This window comes from Brucella sp. NBRC 113783 (assembly GCF_040372265.1).
Classification (GTDB): domain Bacteria; phylum Pseudomonadota; class Alphaproteobacteria; order Rhizobiales; family Rhizobiaceae; genus Brucella; species Brucella teleogrylli.
In genome coordinates this window covers 1-18,502 of the sequence record NZ_BAABRX010000005.1, presented here as the reverse complement: position 1 = coordinate 18,502, position 18,502 = coordinate 1, and the positions used below count along the sequence as shown (strand labels likewise).

The following is an 18,502-nucleotide window of genomic DNA, read 5'->3' as shown; positions in this document are numbered from 1 at the left end:
TGGACACTTTGCGGAATTCGTTGAAGAACGAGACACGAAAGTCGAAGTAAGCAGTTCGGACAGTGCCCACCGACCCGACTAAGTATTTTTAGAATAAATAAAATTCATACTGAATGAAACTTTTTAATAGCTGCCGAGTTCTCATCTCCAGAGCACAATCCATCGATCACTAAAATCCCGACCTTCGGGCATTTTTTATCTATGCAAAGGAGACAATCAACATGAACTCTATCATCTATTTAGTAGGACTAGTTGTCATCGTGTTGTTCATTCTCTCTTTTCTGGGGTTACGTTGATGGTAGATCCAACTGTCGTAGAAAAGACGTCTGATCGCGGCTATGTAGACTGGGCGGCAATCTTTGCTGGCGCTACAGTGGCATCAGGTGTGATGGCCGTCCTGACCACATTCGCCGGCGGCCTTGGCTTAAGCTCATTTTCCGTCGATGAAGGCGGGGATATAAGTACGGTATGGCTCGTTATTACGGCGCTCTTTATCGTCATATCGACGGTCGCCTCTTATATGCTCGGCGGATATATCACCGGAAGAATGCGCCGCCCCGCTGGAACCGCAACTCGTGACGAACTAACCGTTCGGGACGGCCTGAACGGCTTGGTTGTATGGGGTTTGGGAACGATCGTTTCCACGCTACTACTCGTCAGCGCTATTTCAGGTGGCGCAAAAGCGGTTGGAAGCGCGGCTGAGACAGCAGCACAAACCGCTGGTACAGTTGTTGGCAGCGCCGCTCAGGGCGCCGGTCAGTTAGCGGGCGGCATCGTTTCAGGTGCAGGGCAAGCTGTCTCGGGGCTTGCGCAAGGCGCAGGGCAAGCGGCCGCTCCATCCGTAGAAAAGATGTTGCCGCAAGGACTGAAAACCAACCCATTAGACTATCTTACAGATAGCCTGCTGCGCACAGACGCCCAAGGAAGCTCTGTGGCCGGTCAGGAAGCACAGAACTTGGCCGATTTCCAACGTCAGATAAGCGGCATTCTGGGAAACCTGCTTAGTACTGGCGAAATTTCTGACGCTGACCGCGCTTGGCTCACAAACCAAGTCGCCACGCGGACGGGACTTAGTCAAAATGACGCCCAGACGCGAGTGAACCAGACCGTTGAGCGCGTTCAGGCTCTGCGCTCCGAAGCTCAGGCGAAAGTGGAAGAAGCAAAGAAGGCACTCGCCGACGCTCAAGCACAGGCCGAGAAAGCTGCTGAAGAAGTAAAGGCTCAAGCGGCTGAAACTGCTGAAAAGGCCAGAATAACTGGCATTCTCACTGCATTCCTGCTTGCAGCATCTGCTCTCGTTGCCGCTGTGGCAGCCTACATCGGAGCCATACACGGAGGCCGTCATCGCGACGAAGGCAGAATTTGGGGTGGCTTATCTTACCACAGATAACCAATCCGCTTAGGCGAAAAGGGCTCTGGAGGAATCCGGGGCCCTTTTGATTTTTTTCCCAGATGGACAACCTCTTTGGCCGCCGGCCATCGAGCCGCCGAAGAAGGCGGCCTACATCCCTGAAAGGCAGAAAGTTTGAAGCCTGACTTCATGTCAGGCTTTACTTTTTTGACCAGATGGGTAAATTTTTGTCGCCCTTGGGAGAGAGGGCTCAGTAGCCTTACCCCGCGCGTTTTTCGCTGCGGGGTTCTTTTTGATACGAATTAAACTTCCGCTAATGAATCAATTGTAGGGCCGTTGGTACAAAGTACGGTTTGCCCTTAAGTGACCTTAATTGTCCGCTTGCTATTCGCGTGCAGTCCGTCCACCATAGGTTGTCAGCTTTTGATTGAATACGGGCTCAGCTGACGCGGGCTGAACTGCCCTTGCCCGCAATTTGAAAGGAGGACGCTATGTCTTCCAACATCCATAATATTGATTTTCACTCAAACCATCGCATACTGAAGCAGATGATTATGAAAGCCGGTTATCTAACAGCCAGGATGAAGCCACTGCCGGGTCCTCATTACAATGACTCGGTATTGATTTTAAATAGCTTTATGGCTGAGGTCATGGGCGACATTCAAGCGAATGCAGGCCCCCACACTGATGGCTCATTCTCTTACGGCACAGCTTAACAATCATCATTTGAGGGAGCCCGCACCGGGCCTCTCAAATAACTCGTTATTTCTATATGAAGACAACAGAAATAGTAATAGATTTAAGTTTTTCTCTCTATGAAAGAGATCGTGAGATATTAATAATTTGACAAAATTTATTTAAGCTGATAAAAGCTAGAAATCGAGATTTTCTTGCTGAGATTTGCTCCCTGCGCGATTAGCACTGCGCGCCGAACGAAAACTCCCTTTAAAAAATCGTTTCATCTCTGCGTTTAATTCAAACGCGGATATCAATATTGCTATGAAAGGGGTTCATATGAGCACCGGCACAGTTAAATGGTTTAACGCAGCAAAAGGCTTTGGTTTCATTCAGCCTGAAAACGGCGGTTTGGATGCGTTTGTTCACATCTCCGCTGTTGAGCGAGCAGGTATGCATACGCTCAGTGAAGGTCAGAAGCTGACTTATGATCTTGAACAGGATCGCAAGTCTGGAAAAATGTCCGTTTGTAATTTGCAGGCGGCTTGAATGAAGTTTCTTCTTTCTAGTGACCACGGATGTACTGGCACAATCGGAAGAAGTTGACTTTTGGGGTCGGGCAATAGCCCGACCTTTTTTATTGCCCGGCAAGGGAGCCAACACGAAAGAGAGATTAGAATGAATAACCATGAAGTGAATATCGGAATTACCATTCCGAACAGTAACTTTAGCGTGGTGAAAAATGCTGTTGCTACACAGCGCGATATTGAAGACGCGCATAAACAGATGTCATCCCCCTCAGAAGATTGGACAAAGCTTTCGAATATACTTAGGCGGTCGTGCGGAGGCTCATCGCGAAAACGTTCTTTTCGTAGATAAGAACCCAAGGGAGCCGCGTTACTGGCTACGTTTTTCTTCTCGTTTCCAAAGCCTTCAGCCTCTCCGCGAAATATATAATCTTATTCAGATCGTACATTCGGCTGGCCGCGTCTTTCTCACCGAACCTATAGCAAGCCTTGAAGATGTTGCCGAGCGCGAAGGACATGCCTTTGTGCTCGATCAGGTCGTTTAGCTCGGTCGCATGGGGAGGCAGCTCGTAATAGCTCGTGCTGCCGCCGTCGGAGGTGACTGATTTAAACTTGAGGTCGGCATAAATGGGCGCTGTTCTGTCGACGACGAAACTCATACCTCTTCCCTCACCTTCCGCTTCGGCTCTTCAAACTTCTCAGTTACTGGCCCGCCCGCAAGCAGACCGCGCAGCGCCGACAGCTTATCGCGAACAAGCGGGCGAAACCGACGCGCCGCGAACGGCGGATTGTCATAACCGAACTGCGGGCAGATGCCTCGATCAATGCCCTTAAGGCGAACGCCGATGTAGTTGCCCTGCGTGTAATGTTCAAACGGGCCTATCCACGAAATGGTGTAAACTTCGCCTTCCCGGATTTCGATGAACTGCTCGAAGCCGACCTTGGCATCGATGCAGACCACCTGATCACCAACTTTGAAGGGGATCATGGCGCCTCCCCGATCATTTCGAGAGCTTTTGTATAGCGCGCTCGGTGCTCTTCATCGTCGCCATAGGCACGTAGATTGTCGCGCAGGTCTGCAATCTTCACCGGTCGCGCGATAGGGTTAGAGCAGGCCCGTTTGACGTAGACGAGATAGTCTTCATCATCGCGCCGAGTTATCGCGTTTAGAGCGAGCACGATGTCGTCATCAAAACCGAACGAATAGATATCGTTCAGCGAGGTATTCGTGTGCTCGATCATGTCGTGCATAACTGCGAGGATCTGCGTTTCACGCGTCTCCTGAGCCATCATGACGCGCAGCGGATGCAGAATGTACGGGTCGCCGTTGTCGCTCTTATGGTCCATATGCGCCGCTGCCGCTACCGCAATTGCTGTTTCAAGGTTACTCATGGGTTTTCTCCTGCGGCGCTTGCTTCAATATTGCGGAACTCGACCAACACTCCGTACCGCTTGGCCCGCTCGATGCCCTCGATCATACCACCGCTAATGCCACGGTCACCGTAAACAACGCATTTATCCGCCACCCGATACCACGCGAGGCCAGCCTCGATGCCGAGTACACGTTCATCAGGCCGCAAGTCGTCCAACACCTGCGTATGTAGCAAATGGCTCGCAATCGGTGCTTCGCCCCGGCGCAGACTATCTAGAAGGCAAGCGCGCGCATATTCGGTATTGCGCTCCACGTCGCCGCTGTAAGGGCTTTCGATGATGACGAGTGGCTTGCCGGTAGTTGGCGGGTTGTCGTTATAAGGTGTTGGCAGGCAGCTTATAACCGCCCCGCCTGCCCTCATCTGCCGTTCTTCAACAGCCGCTCGTGCAGCGCGGTCTTCTGCTTCTTCATGCATATTCTCTCCTCGTGTTTTTGGCTGCGGTGGTTAGTATTTTGGTTAATATTTTACTAACATCACATTGAATTTATTTAATGTTTGCACTTACGTCTGTTCATCTAGCGTTCAGTTCGCTCCCGATATCTTGCGGACAACAAAGGAGAGCATTCATGTTCAAGAAAGCTGTACTAGCCGCCATCGCTATGACGTTCGTTGCCGCTCCAATGGCACAGGCCCGCGATTACCATCACAGCAAGCCTGCTCCACAGCGCTATGAGCCGCAGCGCCCGCATCACGGCAAGGAGTTCTATCGCCATGATCGCCGCGACTACGGCCGTCATCAGTGGTCAAAGGGTCAGCGTTACAGCGATTGGCGCCGCCATCAGGAAATCCGCGACTACAATCGCTACGGTCTTCGTAAGCCTGGTCGTGGCCAGCATTGGGTTAAGGTCGATAATCAGTACCTTCTCATTGCAGGTGCCACCGGATTGATTGCTGGCATTCTTGCTGCACAATAGGACAACGAAGTGAGAGGCGGGCAAAACCCGCCTTTTTCTTTTTAAGCTGCAGCCCGCTTAGGCTTGTTATCATTCGCGGCGACCGGCATGCGCGCGGCACCTTGGACCATTTCAGGCCGGAGCGTCAGCCGCGATACTTCTCCGTACAGCTTCGAGTACGTGATGACCTTCGCCGATCTGCCTGACAGCCAGCCCCCGCCAGCAGCATATGCGTCTGGAGCCGCGAGCGTCTCATGGCGCTCGACATACATCAGTCCGGACTTGCGCCCCTCGTCCGAATGCAAATGGCCGATATGCGCATAGGCGTACTTGCTGCGGCCATACATTTCGCGAAACATGCCAGCGAGTGTCGCATCGACATTATTGACGCCGCGCTTATGACCGTGATGCGCAAAGATCGCTGTCTTGCCCCACTCGTAGGCGTAATAAAGGCTGGGCGAATTATCGACGGTGATGCGGGGCTCGGTTTCGTACATCGCTGCAAGCATTTCTCGAAGCCATGCCGAGGAGGCCGGGTCGTGGTTGCCCTGCGCCATAATGATGTGCACGTGCTGATGTTTTTGCAGCAGCATGTCGATGACACGCCGAACGGTCCGGATGATTACGCGAATTATCTTCTGCAGTCGTGAGTCCGAATCCAGCACGTGCTTGCTGGCAGGCGTGACGGTTTCCATGCTGTCGTAGTGAGCAAGGTCACCGAGTTGCGCCAGCACGGCAGTATGCGCTTCAGGCGCGAGTTCTATCGCGGCTGCGAACCAGTCCGTAACAAGCTGCTCTGCAATCTCGATATCGTAATCGGCGCCGGTTTCTTCACGCCATGCCAGCATCCCAAAATGGGCATCTGTCAAGCAGAAGAAATTGAGAAGGTCGGCATTCGTGCCGCGCGGAGCTGGCATGATTCTTACACGCGGCAGGCTTTCCGAAAGAGCCGACACCATGGCATCGAGTGCCGCACGCTGTGCGATGGCATCAGCCCGCTCCATAATGTGCTGGGTAATCACCCGGCCTTCGGCATTGACGAGCGTCGTCTTGCCTTTGACCGCAAGGCCAGCCGTCGGTTCATAAACAGGGCCAGCCTCTTTCGTCTGGCGCATATAAGTGCCGTTCGGCGTCTCGGTCAGGCTTTTGATCGCATAGCCGGGCAACGTCGGCGACGGGCCCAACAACCCCAGTTCAGCCGCCCGCTTTATACTGTCGTGGAATGCCGACTTCTTAATGCCGAGCGCAGCGGCAGCCTTAACGAGCGTGCCGTGCTCGCGGTAGGCCTCCGCGCGGCGCAGGAGTTCTTCGTGTGAAAGGCGCGCACCCGCGCCCTGTCTGTCATGGGACATACAGTCTCCTCGTGTTTGGTTGGTAGCCGTGGTGAGCGGCGCAAAAGGAAGGATGGAATGTCTCGATAAATGTGGTGTTAACGGCGCATGAAAGAATGATTTCAGTAATAAATATTCATGTAAGAAACGATTTCATAATTAAAATTTGGGCTGGAGTACGGCCGCCGACTCACCATAAATACTTCAAAATTAAACAACATAGGTGTTTAAATGCGTGCGATTTTGGCCCTAGGCGCGTTACTTGTATCCAGTATTTATGTGGGCGCGGCAGAAAAACCCATCGAGTCGTACTACGCTCGATTAAGCGCCGAAGATCATTTCAATTCAGCGGGTGAGCGCCTAACTACAGCGGCAGCGATTATTCGGCAGGATCGAGCAAACTTCCATGTTTATGGGAAGCGCGATCGTGAAGATGATTCGGATTATACGTTTTCTGACAAGGCTAACCGCGCCCGACTCGAACGAATGATCGCCAACGGCCATTACCTTGGTGGCGCCGAAAGCGCGGTGCTAAACGGAACGCCGCTGATATATGTCGAAATTTACGAAAATTACGTCGCGGTCTCAGTCCGGGACGATTGAAATCCGACATCATACGGAATGCGTTACTTGTGGCCCCTCCGCCGCGTTTATGACGCCAGAGTAAAAACAGTGGCCCGATAGTTGTCATATTTTTTTGCTTGCTATCAACAACCACAATATTGCCGAAGCACTACCCACCAGCTAGAAGCGCGTATGATTTCAATTTCTTGGTGGGTTGCCGCCCTCGTCTATATGTCAATCTACTGGCCGATTACCGTGATGATAGCGGCGGCTATAGCCATAACGGCATTCTTGGGAACGAAGAGCGTGGGCTGGCGCGCTTTCTGGAGTGTTCTCGCATTCCTCATCGTGGCGCCAGTTATCTGGTTCTACACGCTTGCATAAATAGGAACCACGGCCCAGCGGGGCTGACAGCTCTCTTTAAGCCGTCTGCATTCACATGATCCGAAGAGTACTCTTATCTGAAAAACAGCAGTGAGCTCTTGGCGCCTACAGCTTACCAAAAATGAAAAGAGCGGCCCGAAAGCCGCTCTCTCAAAAACTAGTTACTTGGCCCATCGGCCTTCGTACTTAAACTCGGTGGCCTTTTCGAGCTGTTCCTTGGTGGCGTTCATTTTCGCCGACCATTTCTTATCATTCTCAGAATAGACAATCTCGATGGCATCCGGATCAACGACTACGTACTTTTCGCCGACGCCCAAGAAGCCGCCAACCGATACGATATAGCCTTCGACGTCACCGTCGCCCATCACTACATCCTGGATCTTGCCGATACTCTCATCGTTAGAATTCGTAACATCAAGGTTAAGAATATTACTAGTAATAACGTCGGTAGGCTTTGCAGTAACAAATACCTCTTCTTGCGTTGCGGTAGCGCTCTGCGCATTTGCAAAAGAAACAAGTGCGGCAGTTGCAACAGCAGCTAACAAAATACGACGCATATTTTATTCTCCATTCATATTTGGCATTTGCGAACGTATAATGCGCATGCGGTATCTTTTGTTCCCACTTTTTAGGAATTAATTTCTACTTCTCACTGATTTTGGCTGCATCAGATTATCAATCCGCTCGGTAAGCCCATCGATGCGGTGCGCCACGCTTTCGATGGCCCGCATGATCTGGGACGTCTGTTCCTGCATGCCCGCCTTCGTGGCGAAAGTTTCGGCCGAGCGCAGCTTGTAGTCGGAAAGCTCTTGCCGCGTCAGGCTGGCAAGAGCCGTTGCAGCGTCCGCTTTCGCCGCGTTGCGCGTTTCAGCTTTCGCGATCTGGCTTTCGACGTACTTCCAAAGCCCGAACAAAAAGCCCATCAGCATCACGATAAAGCCGACAACGGCCATGATTTCAGCGCCGGTCATCCGATAATCCCCCTTGCTGCCACACCCAGCCAAAGGCAGGCCAGCCACATTCGCGCCCTCACGGCTTCACCCCGCACAGCTTTTCCAGTTTCGTGTTCTCCGCGAGGATCTGGCGCTTCGTGCCGTCGGTCAGGCTGTCCTCGATGCTCGGGCGGACAGGCCGCGCGATGTCGCAGTAGCTACCGGCTGTCACGCATCCACTGAGACAGAGCAGCGTCAACATCACCGCCGCCAAGCTTGCTGGTTTCATCTTCGATTTTCCTTGCTTTGTTGGCGGCCTTCAGCCGGTCGGCAGTTGCGCTTGTGGCGTTGTCCGCCCTGCCCTTGAGGTAAGCGCCCGCCAGAATCGCAAGGGCCGCACCGATAGCCACGGCCCAGCCTGTGATCTTGGAGCGCAGGGATAAGAGCCGGGTCATGTCGGCACTCCAGTTAACATAATGGAAGCACTGCCGTCGCATTCGCGGCGGATGAGGTAGCCATCTCGCGTCTCGGTGATTCCCTGAGCGAAGGTCAGCTTGGCGTCGCGCCATTCCTGTAGGTTATTGCCGATCCGCACCAACGCTACTTCGGTTTCGGTGTCGTACTGTATGGCTGCTGTAATTATGCTCACGCCGCCACCCTCTTCAGCTCAAGCCTGCCGCTCTTCCAGAGCCAGAAGCCCGCGCCTGCTGCGACCAGCAGAAGCGCGACAGTTGCGAATGCCCACGGGTTAGCCACAGCGCCAATAAGGCTGGTCGCCATAGTGCCCGCCCCGCCTGTCAGCATCAGCTTTACGGCCGGGCTTTCGAGAAGCGGCACATCATCAGGCTTGGCGTCCTCGGCCGCGGCGGGCTTCATTTCACGGGCAGCCACAAGGCTGTCGAGGAAATTGCGGTAATAACCGGCGATTAGGCTGGCCTTGTCGCTGCCGTTGACGATAGCGCGGGCGCCCACTGGGTTAGCGTTACCGGCGCCGAAATAGTCTGCCAGCCGCTTGCCCGTGAACTTGCCGTTGATCATCCCGTCGAACAGGATGCTGATAGCCGTGGCCATCTCCAGCGCAGCGTCGGGGTTATCGCCGAGGCCATACTTCTTATAGTTGTCCTTGCCGGTGATCATCGCCAAGGCGCGGCCACGATATATCCAGCCATCGTTCGCGCCAACATTGCCCATGCGGCCGCCATAGACCTTGTTAGCCAAAGCCTGCGGGTTGCGGACATAAGGCTGGGCGCTCTGCACAGTGGAGAAGCGCGACGGCCAGACCTGCCGGATGCGTGCCGAACTGGTGTAATTGAGGTTTTCTTCGATCGGCTGCATCTTGCCGCCGGTCTCGTGGAATGCCGTCGCGAGCACATAAGCGGTCTGCTCGTCAGGCAGGCCTCGGCGCTCAGCTTCAGCCAGAATTGCCGACGTGCCGTCGACCTGCGCTTGGCTCAAGCGCCCGCCAAAAGGCGCGCGCCTCGCATACGCGAAGAACGTTGTTTTGTTCATGGGGATGTCCTGTAATGGAGTTGGGAGCTCAATTAGCGCTCCGTGCGCACGGTTCGTTCTGAAGCGTAATTCCAATTGAACGAACGAAAGATCCTCCCGTTCGTTATTTCGAGACCGTTAGTCTGATCATTGGAGGAATGGGTATGATTAGAAATGGTTTCGACATGCGTCGGGAGAGCGATATGACTTGGTGCGTGTATGACGTGTTCAACGGCGAGATTGTCTCTATTGAAGGCCATAAACAGTCCGGTCTCAGCGAAAGTGACGCCAAGGAGGCTGTCGATTTGCTGAACCGGAAGTATATCGAACGCCACCAAGAATGCGGATCCGGTCGGCTGCCTTGAAGACATCACAGGATCATTCGCTTTGTTAGCGTAATTGAGCCACAAGCCAGTGTTCACCGGAGATGAGGCGATGTACAAAGCCGCCGGTAATTGGCGGGCGATATGAACCACTGAATGTTGGATAGACAATGTACAAAACTGCAGCTTTCGCAGCACTGATAACAGTATTGGCTTCCGCTCTTCCTGCGCATGCGCAGAGTATAGAAATCGGCCCGAACGGCATCCGCCTAGTAGAACCTGAAAGTGATCGCCCGCGATATCGCGAAGATATCAGCGAACGTCGTGCGGCACGCATCGCTCAGAGAGAGGGCATGGATGAAATTGACAGCGTCTCACGTAAACGCAATGTCTATATCGTCCGCGGAGTGGACCGTTACGATGATGAAATGCGGGTAGTCATCGACCGGTATTCCGGCGAGGTACTGCAAGTTCGCTGACAAATAGCCCCGGCTTGTGCCGGGGTTTTTCTTGAGGATTTTGTCATCGGTGGGTTGCCCGGTGAGCGAGCAAGGGCCATTACCGCCTGATCTTCTCCAAGACAAAGGTAATTCACCAAATGCTCGTAAGATGGTCCGGTTTCGGAATGGTTTCCGTTTTTGTGTTGATCGCAGGTATGCTGGGGGCGACTTTCCTGTTGAGACCGTATTTCATGCAGACCATGGCACTTCATCCAGCGGCATATGTCGCAAACGGTATCGGTCTCATTGCTGGCGCATTAGCAAACCTTTTGGTGGTTGCGGCTTTCAAGAAGATTTCAGCGGACACGTATCACAGCTTCATGGGTATCAGCATGATTGGATGGTCAGTCATCGGTGCGGTCGGCGGCGTTGCTCTCACTGTGTACGGATGGACGCTGTAAACACTACAGCCGCCAGTTGTTTATACTTTAAATTGTGAGATAATTGGGGTTAGCGCGCTGAGGTTACCCTCCCTTGCAGCGCTACCTCGGATGTGACGTTCCGCGCACCGAGGTTTTTTTTGAGCAGGAATTAAAATCCTAACAATCGTGCCTTTAATCTGGGACGGGGCGCTTATCGTTGCTTTCAGCTAGATTTCCTAAGGCGCCTGCCCCGGTTAATGCTGCGTGAACCACGAAAGCGTCATGTCGAAATAGGTGCTGTGTCCGCACGCCTGCGAGGCTTCACGAGCTATGCTGCCGCGAATAAGTCTGAAGCTGTTGAACACCGTGATATTTCGATTGCCACTTAGACGAACCATCAGATACTTGAATGTTCTAGACGTCCAGTCGCGCATAAAGCTCTGGTGAACCGCCTCTTCCGGGTTGGCATAGACAACATCGCCACCCATCTTAACGGTCTTGGCAAGTAAGCCTTCGATTTCTTCTGGTGGATGTTGCAAATCTTCATCCATCGTCACAACCCAGTCGCCAGAACTTTTCATGATGCCCGCCACCGTTGCGGCGTGCTGGCCGTAATTCCGCGACAGGTGGTACGGCTTCACCCACTCATATTCTGTTCCAAGATCATCAATGATCGCACCTGACGCGTCCTTTGCCCCGTCCTCGACAAAGATAAGTTCTGACACCTGAAACGGTGCGCCGTCATCGAGAAACCTTGTCCGCACAGATGCCACGCGCTGGCAAATCTGTCGAAGATAAGCCTCCCCCGAGTAAACTGGCACGATAATGGAAATAGAAATCATAAGAAGCCCCAAAATTCCCTTGCTCCGTGGATTAACAACTGTCAGAAGCGGCTTCAAACAGAATCTCTCGGGCACGCGATGAATGTGATAATCCAGTTTGGACGATTTGGGCTGGTGGGCCTTCTGAACACGTTCATCACACTTATCGTAATTGCTGTTTTAACGTGGCTCGGCGCTTCTCCATTTGTCGCAAATGCAATTGGTTACGGTGCTGGTCTTGTGAATAGCTACTTCGGAAACATGAAGTGGACGTTCAAATCTGATACCAGTTGGAGACGAACTATCCGTTTTTTGGTCGCCTTCGGTATCTGTTATGCCGTAAATGTCTACATCTTGCATCTATCATTGCCGCTGGCTCAGTATCAGGTGTTAACACCTCAACTGATCGCAATGGCTTCATACACGGTGCTATTTTTCATTCTTTCACGGGCTTGGGTGTTTAAGAAGTGAACTCTGTAAAACTTGGCAAAGAAACGCTGTTATGGACAGCGGTTTCAATTCTCGGACTTATTTCCGTAATATCGTTGTTTCTCGGCGTAAATAGTCCAGATGACATTCACCAGAATGCGCAGCCGGCAACTTCATTCTCGGCAATCGTCACTCACTGGAACAATTTCCGGTATTTCATCGTGGTGATTTCTCAACCATTTGTGAAGTTCGGCGTTCACTACAACGAATTCATGCCATTATGGGTCTTTTCATTAGTGACCGGAATATCTGTAGCGTGTTTTGCGACTTTGAAATATTGCAAACTGCCGCTGTCATATCTTCCCTTCTTTATCGCTATTGTAACAGTCCACGGCTACTTTACGAACATATTCTACTATCCGATGTCGTATTCCGTTTTCGGATTTGGCTTTCTTTTTACGGGCCTTGCGGTGCTCTGCCTAGCAAAAAAAGGTTGGCTCTGGACCGCCCCTTCTGCGGTATTGGTCGGCTTGGCTTTGATGTCATACCAACCGGCTGCGCTCATCATTCTACACGCTGCAGCGCTTAGCTATTTGGCTCGCTGGCTCGGAGCCTCCGAAGACTTCCCTGATATCTTTCAGGATGTTATTAGGGCACCGATTGCTTTTGTTGGCGGCGTGGTAATCTTTCTACTCACCGTAAAAGCGCTATCAGACGGAACAGGCAGGGCGGTCGATCCCGGCAACTTCTTCCAGAATATTCCGCCTTACCTTTATACCTTGAAGGAAATGCTATTCGGCCTTACCGCAACGAATAATATATATCCTCATATCCAGCGCATCGCCGTCATCATTGTATTTGTTGTCGGTCTAGCCACGGTAATTCGCAATCTTTCACGACATAGCGTCATTTCTGGATTTGTGGCCGTAACCGCCTTAGGATGCGCTTACTTGATATTTCCAAGCCCATTGAATTTGTTTTCGGATTTATTCTGGCCGTCGCCGAGAAGCATTTCCGCCAGCGTGTTTTTCTTAATAGGGCTGCTCTTCATTCTCATAAACTGGTACAGTAAGTATCTGAAGGCGCAGTGGCTTCTTGCAGCTTTTGTTATATTTATCTCTGTTTCGTCTTCTCATCAAATCAAGGTTATGTCGGGAGCCATGGCTCAAAATCTGGTTGATGAATTCGCAGCAAAACAAATTCTGTCAGATATCGACAAAGTAACGGCTATCACTCCACAAACGAAGATTGCTGTAAAAAGCACTTGGAAAAATGGCGTCACAATCAACCCTTATATTTCCATCGACAACGGACTATCCGCTTTCTCCACGAACTGGAGCAACAACAACATACTGTGGTTGAATAGTCAGATCAAGTACACCCGTGTTCTTCCTCCAGAACATTCCTGCGAAGTGAACCCTTCCCCGCTTTTTTGGAGCATCGAGAAGACAGATGATACTATTGTTGTTTGCATGAGATGAATAATCACCTCATGCTAGCGTACCATTCACCGAAATACGAATGTTGTCGACACAAGGCATTGTAAACTCGGTTAATGTCCCTTACGACGATCAACGTGTCGGGACATGCCCTCCTGATCAGACCGAATACTTAACTCGCTAGATAATGGCTCTTGACAATGAACGACAACGGTTACTTCAGATTTCGATGGGTAATTCCAGATTAACTCTGGACAACCGTTGGCATTTGCGACAAGCAATGCGCAAGCTCGTACGTCTATTTCCATCACCATCCAAATTATCAATTTTGATTTCGCCTCTGGAGGGGCAAATGTCCGAAGAACGCATGCACTTAGAGAATGCTCATTATGATCCGTTCTATGCGAGCCAACACGTAGCTCGTTATGAGATGTTGCGCCCCTTTTGTGAAGGGAAGGTTATTCTGGACGTTGCTTGTGGCGAGGGTTATGGCTCAGCACTCCTTTCTCGGTGGGGCGCGAGAGAAGTCGTCGGCGTTGATGTGTCAGACGACGCGATAACTAACGCCAGCAAATTATTCGCAAGCGAAACAGTCAGTTTTATTAAACACGACGCCCACTTGATTGACGAACGATTGAAACCGAAGAAGTTTGATATCGTCGCTTGTTTCGAGACTATCGAGCACCTAAAGGATCCTGCCAAGTTCCTTTATGCCGTTAAAAAGCTTCTAAACAAGAAGGGGATAATCGTCATAAGCTGCCCAAATGAGAAAAACGATTTCTCTGGCGAAAACGATAATCCTTATCACCTTGCCGCTTACTCGTTCCACGAGTTCCAGTCATTGACCGAAAAGATTCTTGGCAAAGCAAGCGGATGGCTATTTGGCACGCCAGCCCAAGGCATGGTAAATTTCTCGTTCAATGATAGCTTAGCATTAAAAACAGACGCGAAGCTATTGGATATTACTGAAGCTGCAGATATCCACTCATCGTCGTTTATTGCACCCGCCTCGCACATCAGCCCTTCCGAGCAGAACTGTTTGTACTTCGTTGGCATGTGGGGTACTCGACCTCAAAGGTCTTCGATCGTTTCTCCTGTATCCTACCCCGCATTCATATCGCCTTGGGTAAAAATTGAACATCTCGAAAAAACTCTGGCCGCCAGAACAGAAATGGTTGAAACGTTGAGCCAGCGCTTGAACGAAGTCCGCTCCGAGGCTAGCACTTATAAGACCAAGGTCTTGCGCCTTGCGAAAGAGCTAGATTTTGAGAAGTTACAATCTGGCATTCGATTTTCCTCTAATGCTCAACAAATTCAGCAGCTTACAGCTGAATTAGAAATGTATAGAAGATCGAAATTCGTTCGAGCGGGAAGGTTGGTTAACCGTTTATATAGCGTTCCAGTTATCGGCCATGCATTAAGACTTACTAGAAAAATCTCTAACATTTTTATTAGGTAAGTCTATGTACTCTCCAATCAAATATGATGTTTCTATTATCGTAAGCATTCACAATGATGCAAAATTCTTGGCGCGGACAATATGGTCTTTCGCCGAGGCGGCAAATTTCGCATCCCTACAGGGCATTTCAACTGAGCTGGTGCTAGTTCTTGACAACCACCACGATACGGTACCCCATGCACTAGACCAGTGCGACTACTCTGCATTTGCTAATGTGCAAAGAGTGATGGTTTCGGTTGGCTCGCTTGGCCCGTGTCGCCAAGCCGGCATTGATGCCGCTTATGGGAAATACGTCGCACTGAGTGATGCGGATGACTTAATTTCCTACAACATGATCTCAGAGATGTTTCAGCAGGCTGAGAAACATGGTGGAAAGATTGTCATTTTCCCGGGTTGGCTTGTTGCATTTGGTGGGCAACATCACCTCTATAAAATGTTCCCGCTTAATCAGGTCAGTGAACTAGCTCTATTCGATCACCATCCTTTTATTTCCCGTTCATTTTTGGCCCGCGATCACGCTAGAGAAATTCGTCTGGCGGATGTCCCGGCAAATGGTCAATATGCTTATGAGGACTGGCACCACAACGCCACCTTGGCTGCGAATGGATTTGAACTGACTACATGTCCAGACACCGTGTTCTTCTATCGCAAGAAGGGCGTCAGTTTGTTGAATACGGTGAATGCATCTTCAAGCAAGGTTATTCCGTTTTCGGACTATTTCGCTCCTGAGAAGTTCTTGAAGCTTTGCGCCCCCGCGCAACAGCACTATAAAAGCGTGATGGAGGGGACTGAGGTTCCTCCAGATATGATCTACTCTTCATTCGTATCTTCAACAGCTTTAGTAGAGCTATGTTCTTCCGCCAACGTCATTGACCCTGCCGTCGATATTCGCCATCTATCGCCTGGAAACTCATTCTCTAATCGCAAAGACGATCTTACCGCAGGAAGTGCCTATTACAAAATATGTGAACACTTCAATGGTAGAACCAACTACACTGATGTTTTCATCCTGCCGTTTTTCACAATGGGCGGGGCTGAAAAGGTCATTATGAATATCATCGAGGATATTCTTTCGGTCGATGCGAACCGTGAGATATTGTTCATTTTTGGCATGCAATCCAGTGCGCCGCAGTGGTTAGAGACGCTCCCAAAGCAAGTTACAATCTGCGATATGTCGCAGTTCTGCAGCCTTTCACGCGAAGAAACGGTTGATCTGCTTACCCTAAGAATTATTCAAGCGTTGGCTCCTGGTGCAAATCTCTATATTAAGAGTTCACCATTTGCTTACCGTTTCTGGGGGCGCTACGGCGATCTCCTGAGCGGGCAAAAAAGCACTCTACTTCGCTTCTGCGATGGTTCGTTTGAAATGCAGTCGCTGCCGTTCACGGTGGGCTTCGATTTCAATTTCATCTCCGAGTACAGCGATACTCTAACGCTTATCCTTTCTGACAATCGCTACATCAACGATGCAGACCATGCACGCCTGCCCCATCTATCGGGCAAGCAAGATGTCCTTTACTCCGTTGCCACCCCGGCTGCGACGGAAGATGAGTTAGACGAGCGATACGATCAACTTCATGATAGGGTAATTTGGGCATCTCGATTCGACCATCAGAAGCGACCGGAACTCTTGCCATTACTTGCAGAAGCCCTCGAAAAAGAGTTTCCATCGGTGACACTGGAGGTATGGGGCGCCGCTGTATTGGGGACTGGCGACATTTCCCAATTGGCTGCTCATAAGAATATCGAGCTAAAGGGCACCTACCAATCATTTGAAGAAATCCCGTACGGTTGTTCTGATGCTTTCATATATACCTCTAGGTTTGACGGAATACCGACCGTAATCCTGTCTGCACTCTCTGTAGGTATGCCGGTGATCGCACCCCGCTTGGGTGGCATTCCTGAGATCGTGATAGATGGAGAAACAGGCGTACTCGTAGAACCATATTTGGCCGACGATGGATTAGTAAATGCCTATATCGAAGCCATTCGCCACATTCGAAGCAGCCCAGAGGTTCGGTGCACCCTAGGGAGAAATGCATTGCGAATAATCCGTAACCAGCATTCCCCGGAAAAACATCTCAATATAGTCAAAAAACACCTGCTCTCATAGAAAGCAATCTCATTCTAGTTCTTTCTCCACGTACCGGATGGACCTACTAATTATTGCCGCGGCACCCTACCACTGCGGTCGTAGACGAAGCATTTAATTATATTCGGCCAAACTCTAAGTTTGAGGAAAAACAACTGCATCGCTCGTTATTTGCTTCAAATTTTAACTTGAAATGCGGCGTCGATCTGGGCTTGCGTGGTGATTGATCCAGATGCGATAGCGGCCAGCAATTGCGCCTCGATCCCGTAGCTGTTTCGGACGTGAAGGCGGACGGCTGCGGCAAGATCGTCCATTTGTTCGTTCGTCAGGGGGCGAAACCCACCGTCGGCAAACTTCCACGGATCGCCATCGACACGTTCGCATTTTTCGATGGCAACAGCCTCAGCAATGATCTTACTCTGGCTTTTGCGGTCGGAAAGAACCGGCCAGCCATTCCAGACGGTTCCGCCAACTTCGCGCTCCCAGCGTTTGGCGGCTGCATAGTCTTGCAGCGACATGCCAGTCGAACTTATTGGTGGTGGGCTTCCTAACACACCATCCTGCGATATCCACAGCAAGCCTTGCGCCGCATCTTCCCACTGTTCGTCCGTCACATCGACAGCATTGCCCGGTATGCCGGGGTGTTCCTTGCCGTCGTCGCTTGGTGGATATGTGGCGTCGTCATAAAAATAGAGCGGATAGCCCTCTGTTCCGAAAACGATCTTTTTCATTTCGTCACCCTAGAAGAAAGCCAGATGCCCAGGTGCGACCGCCCTGGAGTGCAGGGTTTCCAGACATACTGTCCAGAGATGTGTAAAATTGCACGGTATTACCAGCTGCTAAGTTCATCGCGCACGAAACCGAATTCGGCATGTAGTAACCCGTTTTGGCTTGAAACGAACTGTTGTATGTCGCACCATTCAAGCGGATAGCGCAGCCTCCCTGCCCGATATTTGTTGTGCCGTCTATGATTTGCACCCAAAGGCCAAACCAATACACACCCGCAACAGGTGCTGTGAATGTCGTTCCGTTCCAGTGGTTACCGATGTTGAACTGGGTTGATGTGAACGAAATAAGAGTGTCGCCGTTTGCGATATTTACGCTTGAAGCCAGTCGAGTATGAAATGCCGGGCGATTGGCGCTGATAGAAGCTCGCAAAGTGGCTACATCTGGATCGTCGAGAATAGTGCGCATGAATGGCGTCAAGGGCGTTAAGCCCGCTGCATCCCCTGCTGTTAGGTACGGCATCGTGTTTGCCGCAGCAGTACCGCTGAGATTAAGCAATGCGATTGCTGCCGCGCCCAAATCGCTTACAGCCAGATCGCCATTCGCATCGGTGCGCAAGAATTTATTGGCTGCCAGTGCAACTTGCTTCAGATCGCCCGTAGCATCCGTCTGCAATATCTGGCGCGCCGCCAACGTCAGCGCCGCCAGCTTGTCGAGACTGCCGTTCGGGTCTGTCACGAGGTCCGCCAACTCATACTCACCCGTAGGCCCAC

Annotated in this window: 26 protein-coding genes; 13 read left to right on the top strand and 13 right to left on the bottom strand. The window is 51.1% G+C overall.

Annotated features, from left to right (window positions below):
• The first annotated feature begins 295 nt into the window (after positions 1 to 295).
• From ABWW11_RS16180 to ABWW11_RS16170, 3 genes are all read left to right on the top strand, one after another.
• On the top strand, positions 296 to 1,390 hold the full coding sequence (locus ABWW11_RS16180; RefSeq protein ID WP_319080863.1) for a hypothetical protein: 1,095 nt from the start codon (positions 296 to 298) through the stop codon (positions 1,388 to 1,390).
• 452 nt (positions 1,391 to 1,842) lie between these two features.
• Complete coding sequence (locus ABWW11_RS16175; protein ID WP_109705692.1) at positions 1,843 to 2,067, top strand: hypothetical protein; 225 nt, start codon at positions 1,843 to 1,845, stop codon at positions 2,065 to 2,067.
• A gap of 298 nt (positions 2,068 to 2,365) precedes the next feature.
• On the top strand, positions 2,366 to 2,575 hold the full coding sequence (locus ABWW11_RS16170) for a cold-shock protein (RefSeq protein WP_167836075.1): 210 nt from the start codon (positions 2,366 to 2,368) through the stop codon (positions 2,573 to 2,575).
• 355 nt (positions 2,576 to 2,930) lie between these two features.
• Here ABWW11_RS16170 and ABWW11_RS16165 read toward each other — a convergent pair whose 3' ends face one another.
• Genes ABWW11_RS16165 through ABWW11_RS16150 form a run of 4 tightly spaced genes read right to left on the bottom strand, consistent with a single transcriptional unit; the run spans position 2,931 to position 4,400 of the window.
• Positions 2,931 to 3,212: a hypothetical protein gene (locus ABWW11_RS16165; protein WP_235942811.1), complete on the bottom strand. Its 282-nt coding sequence runs from the start codon at positions 3,210 to 3,212 to the stop codon at positions 2,931 to 2,933.
• Complete coding sequence (locus ABWW11_RS16160) at positions 3,209 to 3,541, bottom strand: hypothetical protein (protein ID WP_124916275.1); 333 nt, start codon at positions 3,539 to 3,541, stop codon at positions 3,209 to 3,211. Before ABWW11_RS16160 ends, ABWW11_RS16165 begins: the two co-directional genes overlap by 4 nt.
• Positions 3,538 to 3,945, bottom strand: a complete 408-nt coding sequence (locus ABWW11_RS16155) for a GTP pyrophosphokinase (protein WP_319080864.1) — start codon at positions 3,943 to 3,945, stop codon at positions 3,538 to 3,540. The genes ABWW11_RS16160 and ABWW11_RS16155 overlap by 4 nt, the downstream gene beginning before the upstream one ends.
• Positions 3,942 to 4,400 (bottom strand): DUF7768 domain-containing protein, encoded by a 459-nt coding sequence (locus tag ABWW11_RS16150; RefSeq protein ID WP_151657598.1) that lies wholly within the window; start codon positions 4,398 to 4,400, stop codon positions 3,942 to 3,944. Before ABWW11_RS16150 ends, ABWW11_RS16155 begins: the two co-directional genes overlap by 4 nt.
• Positions 4,401 to 4,552: 152 nt before the next feature.
• On the opposite strand from ABWW11_RS16150, the gene ABWW11_RS16145 reads away from it, so the two are divergent.
• Positions 4,553 to 4,900, top strand: a complete 348-nt coding sequence (locus ABWW11_RS16145; protein ID WP_151657599.1) for an RcnB family protein — start codon at positions 4,553 to 4,555, stop codon at positions 4,898 to 4,900.
• Between the two features lie 41 nt (positions 4,901 to 4,941).
• Here ABWW11_RS16145 and ABWW11_RS16140 read toward each other — a convergent pair whose 3' ends face one another.
• A complete protein-coding gene (locus tag ABWW11_RS16140; RefSeq protein ID WP_319080865.1) occupies positions 4,942 to 6,231 on the bottom strand; it encodes an oxidoreductase in 1,290 nt (429 codons plus the stop codon).
• Positions 6,232 to 6,441: 210 nt separating this feature from the next.
• Between ABWW11_RS16140 and ABWW11_RS16135 the strand changes: the two genes are divergently transcribed.
• Positions 6,442 to 6,813 carry a hypothetical protein gene (locus ABWW11_RS16135; protein WP_319080866.1) on the top strand — a complete coding sequence of 124 codons (372 nt, stop codon included), beginning with the start codon at positions 6,442 to 6,444 and terminating at the stop codon, positions 6,811 to 6,813.
• Between the two features lie 153 nt (positions 6,814 to 6,966).
• Positions 6,967 to 7,158, top strand: a complete 192-nt coding sequence (locus tag ABWW11_RS16130; RefSeq protein WP_121538154.1) for a hypothetical protein — start codon at positions 6,967 to 6,969, stop codon at positions 7,156 to 7,158.
• 161 nt (positions 7,159 to 7,319) lie between these two features.
• On the opposite strand, the gene ABWW11_RS16125 is transcribed toward ABWW11_RS16130, so the two are convergent.
• The 5 genes from ABWW11_RS16125 to ABWW11_RS16105 form a co-directional block, all read right to left on the bottom strand.
• On the bottom strand, positions 7,320 to 7,715 hold the full coding sequence (locus tag ABWW11_RS16125; protein WP_025089957.1) for a PRC-barrel domain-containing protein: 396 nt from the start codon (positions 7,713 to 7,715) through the stop codon (positions 7,320 to 7,322).
• 78 nt (positions 7,716 to 7,793) lie between these two features.
• Positions 7,794 to 8,129 (bottom strand): hypothetical protein, encoded by a 336-nt coding sequence (locus ABWW11_RS16120; RefSeq protein WP_109367960.1) that lies wholly within the window; start codon positions 8,127 to 8,129, stop codon positions 7,794 to 7,796.
• A gap of 179 nt (positions 8,130 to 8,308) precedes the next feature.
• A complete protein-coding gene (locus ABWW11_RS16115; RefSeq protein WP_121538152.1) occupies positions 8,309 to 8,545 on the bottom strand; it encodes a hypothetical protein in 237 nt (78 codons plus the stop codon).
• Complete coding sequence (locus tag ABWW11_RS16110; RefSeq protein ID WP_121538150.1) at positions 8,542 to 8,739, bottom strand: hypothetical protein; 198 nt, start codon at positions 8,737 to 8,739, stop codon at positions 8,542 to 8,544. The genes ABWW11_RS16115 and ABWW11_RS16110 overlap by 4 nt, the downstream gene beginning before the upstream one ends.
• A complete protein-coding gene (locus tag ABWW11_RS16105; RefSeq protein WP_319080867.1) occupies positions 8,736 to 9,599 on the bottom strand; it encodes a chitinase in 864 nt (287 codons plus the stop codon). The genes ABWW11_RS16110 and ABWW11_RS16105 overlap by 4 nt, the downstream gene beginning before the upstream one ends.
• Positions 9,600 to 9,742: 143 nt before the next feature.
• Here ABWW11_RS16105 and ABWW11_RS16100 point away from each other — a divergent pair, with 143 nt between their 5' ends.
• The 3 genes from ABWW11_RS16100 to ABWW11_RS16090 all read left to right on the top strand — a co-directional run bounded on the left by ABWW11_RS16100 (position 9,743) and on the right by ABWW11_RS16090 (position 10,802).
• Positions 9,743 to 9,943, top strand: a complete 201-nt coding sequence (locus ABWW11_RS16100) for a hypothetical protein (protein WP_021587312.1) — start codon at positions 9,743 to 9,745, stop codon at positions 9,941 to 9,943.
• Positions 9,944 to 10,071: 128 nt separating this feature from the next.
• On the top strand, positions 10,072 to 10,380 hold the full coding sequence (locus tag ABWW11_RS16095; protein ID WP_121538146.1) for a PepSY domain-containing protein: 309 nt from the start codon (positions 10,072 to 10,074) through the stop codon (positions 10,378 to 10,380).
• A gap of 146 nt (positions 10,381 to 10,526) precedes the next feature.
• Positions 10,527 to 10,802 carry a hypothetical protein gene (locus ABWW11_RS16090; RefSeq protein ID WP_319080868.1) on the top strand — a complete coding sequence of 92 codons (276 nt, stop codon included), beginning with the start codon at positions 10,527 to 10,529 and terminating at the stop codon, positions 10,800 to 10,802.
• Positions 10,803 to 11,017: 215 nt separating this feature from the next.
• Here the strand turns inward: ABWW11_RS16090 and ABWW11_RS16085 are convergent, their stop codons facing one another.
• The gene (locus ABWW11_RS16085; RefSeq protein WP_319080869.1) at positions 11,018 to 11,662 is read right to left on the bottom strand and encodes a glycosyltransferase family 2 protein; all 645 of its coding nucleotides are present in this window, start codon (positions 11,660 to 11,662) and stop codon (positions 11,018 to 11,020) included.
• A 21-nt stretch (positions 11,663 to 11,683) separates the two neighbouring features.
• On the opposite strand from ABWW11_RS16085, the gene ABWW11_RS16080 reads away from it, so the two are divergent.
• The 4 genes from ABWW11_RS16080 to ABWW11_RS16065 all read left to right on the top strand — a co-directional run bounded on the left by ABWW11_RS16080 (position 11,684) and on the right by ABWW11_RS16065 (position 17,024).
• Positions 11,684 to 12,055: a GtrA family protein gene (locus ABWW11_RS16080; RefSeq protein ID WP_121538142.1), complete on the top strand. Its 372-nt coding sequence runs from the start codon at positions 11,684 to 11,686 to the stop codon at positions 12,053 to 12,055.
• Positions 12,052 to 13,494: a glucosyltransferase domain-containing protein gene (locus ABWW11_RS16075; RefSeq protein WP_121538140.1), complete on the top strand. Its 1,443-nt coding sequence runs from the start codon at positions 12,052 to 12,054 to the stop codon at positions 13,492 to 13,494. The genes ABWW11_RS16080 and ABWW11_RS16075 overlap by 4 nt, the downstream gene beginning before the upstream one ends.
• Positions 13,495 to 13,804: 310 nt before the next feature.
• A complete protein-coding gene (locus tag ABWW11_RS16070) occupies positions 13,805 to 14,911 on the top strand; it encodes a class I SAM-dependent methyltransferase (RefSeq protein WP_167836074.1) in 1,107 nt (368 codons plus the stop codon).
• 4 nt (positions 14,912 to 14,915) lie between these two features.
• Entirely contained in the window at positions 14,916 to 17,024 is a 2,109-nt protein-coding gene (locus ABWW11_RS16065) for a glycosyltransferase (RefSeq protein ID WP_319080870.1), read from the top strand.
• A 155-nt stretch (positions 17,025 to 17,179) separates the two neighbouring features.
• Here the strand turns inward: ABWW11_RS16065 and ABWW11_RS16060 are convergent, their stop codons facing one another.
• Together ABWW11_RS16060 and ABWW11_RS16055 are read right to left on the bottom strand one after the other, a co-directional pair.
• Complete coding sequence (locus ABWW11_RS16060; RefSeq protein WP_121538134.1) at positions 17,180 to 17,734, bottom strand: DUF4376 domain-containing protein; 555 nt, start codon at positions 17,732 to 17,734, stop codon at positions 17,180 to 17,182.
• 4 nt (positions 17,735 to 17,738) lie between these two features.
• A partial coding sequence (locus ABWW11_RS16055; RefSeq protein WP_502904878.1) for a C1q-like domain-containing protein occupies positions 17,739 to 18,502 on the bottom strand: 764 nt, incomplete at its 5' end.

Excerpts from the sequence above, each read along its gene's own strand:
- ABWW11_RS16180 (WP_319080863.1), top strand. The coding sequence starts at position 296 with ATGGTAGATCCAACTGTCGTAGAAAAGACGTCTGATCGCGGCTATGTA.
- ABWW11_RS16175 (WP_109705692.1), top strand. The coding sequence starts at position 1,843 with ATGTCTTCCAACATCCATAATATTGATTTTCACTCAAACCATCGCATA.
- ABWW11_RS16170 (WP_167836075.1), top strand. The coding sequence starts at position 2,366 with ATGAGCACCGGCACAGTTAAATGGTTTAACGCAGCAAAAGGCTTTGGT.
- ABWW11_RS16165 (WP_235942811.1), bottom strand. The coding sequence starts at position 3,212 with ATGAGTTTCGTCGTCGACAGAACAGCGCCCATTTATGCCGACCTCAAG.
- ABWW11_RS16160 (WP_124916275.1), bottom strand. The coding sequence starts at position 3,541 with ATGATCCCCTTCAAAGTTGGTGATCAGGTGGTCTGCATCGATGCCAAG.
- ABWW11_RS16155 (WP_319080864.1), bottom strand. The coding sequence starts at position 3,945 with ATGAGTAACCTTGAAACAGCAATTGCGGTAGCGGCAGCGGCGCATATG.
- ABWW11_RS16150 (WP_151657598.1), bottom strand. The coding sequence starts at position 4,400 with ATGCATGAAGAAGCAGAAGACCGCGCTGCACGAGCGGCTGTTGAAGAA.
- ABWW11_RS16145 (WP_151657599.1), top strand. The coding sequence starts at position 4,553 with ATGTTCAAGAAAGCTGTACTAGCCGCCATCGCTATGACGTTCGTTGCC.
- ABWW11_RS16140 (WP_319080865.1), bottom strand. The coding sequence starts at position 6,231 with ATGTCCCATGACAGACAGGGCGCGGGTGCGCGCCTTTCACACGAAGAA.
- ABWW11_RS16135 (WP_319080866.1), top strand. The coding sequence starts at position 6,442 with ATGCGTGCGATTTTGGCCCTAGGCGCGTTACTTGTATCCAGTATTTAT.
- ABWW11_RS16130 (WP_121538154.1), top strand. The coding sequence starts at position 6,967 with ATGATTTCAATTTCTTGGTGGGTTGCCGCCCTCGTCTATATGTCAATC.
- ABWW11_RS16125 (WP_025089957.1), bottom strand. The coding sequence starts at position 7,715 with ATGCGTCGTATTTTGTTAGCTGCTGTTGCAACTGCCGCACTTGTTTCT.
- ABWW11_RS16120 (WP_109367960.1), bottom strand. The coding sequence starts at position 8,129 with ATGACCGGCGCTGAAATCATGGCCGTTGTCGGCTTTATCGTGATGCTG.
- ABWW11_RS16115 (WP_121538152.1), bottom strand. The coding sequence starts at position 8,545 with ATGACCCGGCTCTTATCCCTGCGCTCCAAGATCACAGGCTGGGCCGTG.
- ABWW11_RS16105 (WP_319080867.1), bottom strand. The coding sequence starts at position 9,599 with ATGAACAAAACAACGTTCTTCGCGTATGCGAGGCGCGCGCCTTTTGGC.
- ABWW11_RS16100 (WP_021587312.1), top strand. The coding sequence starts at position 9,743 with ATGATTAGAAATGGTTTCGACATGCGTCGGGAGAGCGATATGACTTGG.
- ABWW11_RS16095 (WP_121538146.1), top strand. The coding sequence starts at position 10,072 with ATGTACAAAACTGCAGCTTTCGCAGCACTGATAACAGTATTGGCTTCC.
- ABWW11_RS16090 (WP_319080868.1), top strand. The coding sequence starts at position 10,527 with ATGGTTTCCGTTTTTGTGTTGATCGCAGGTATGCTGGGGGCGACTTTC.
- ABWW11_RS16080 (WP_121538142.1), top strand. The coding sequence starts at position 11,684 with ATGAATGTGATAATCCAGTTTGGACGATTTGGGCTGGTGGGCCTTCTG.
- ABWW11_RS16070 (WP_167836074.1), top strand. The coding sequence starts at position 13,805 with ATGTCCGAAGAACGCATGCACTTAGAGAATGCTCATTATGATCCGTTC.
- ABWW11_RS16065 (WP_319080870.1), top strand. The coding sequence starts at position 14,916 with ATGTACTCTCCAATCAAATATGATGTTTCTATTATCGTAAGCATTCAC.
- ABWW11_RS16060 (WP_121538134.1), bottom strand. The coding sequence starts at position 17,734 with ATGAAAAAGATCGTTTTCGGAACAGAGGGCTATCCGCTCTATTTTTAT.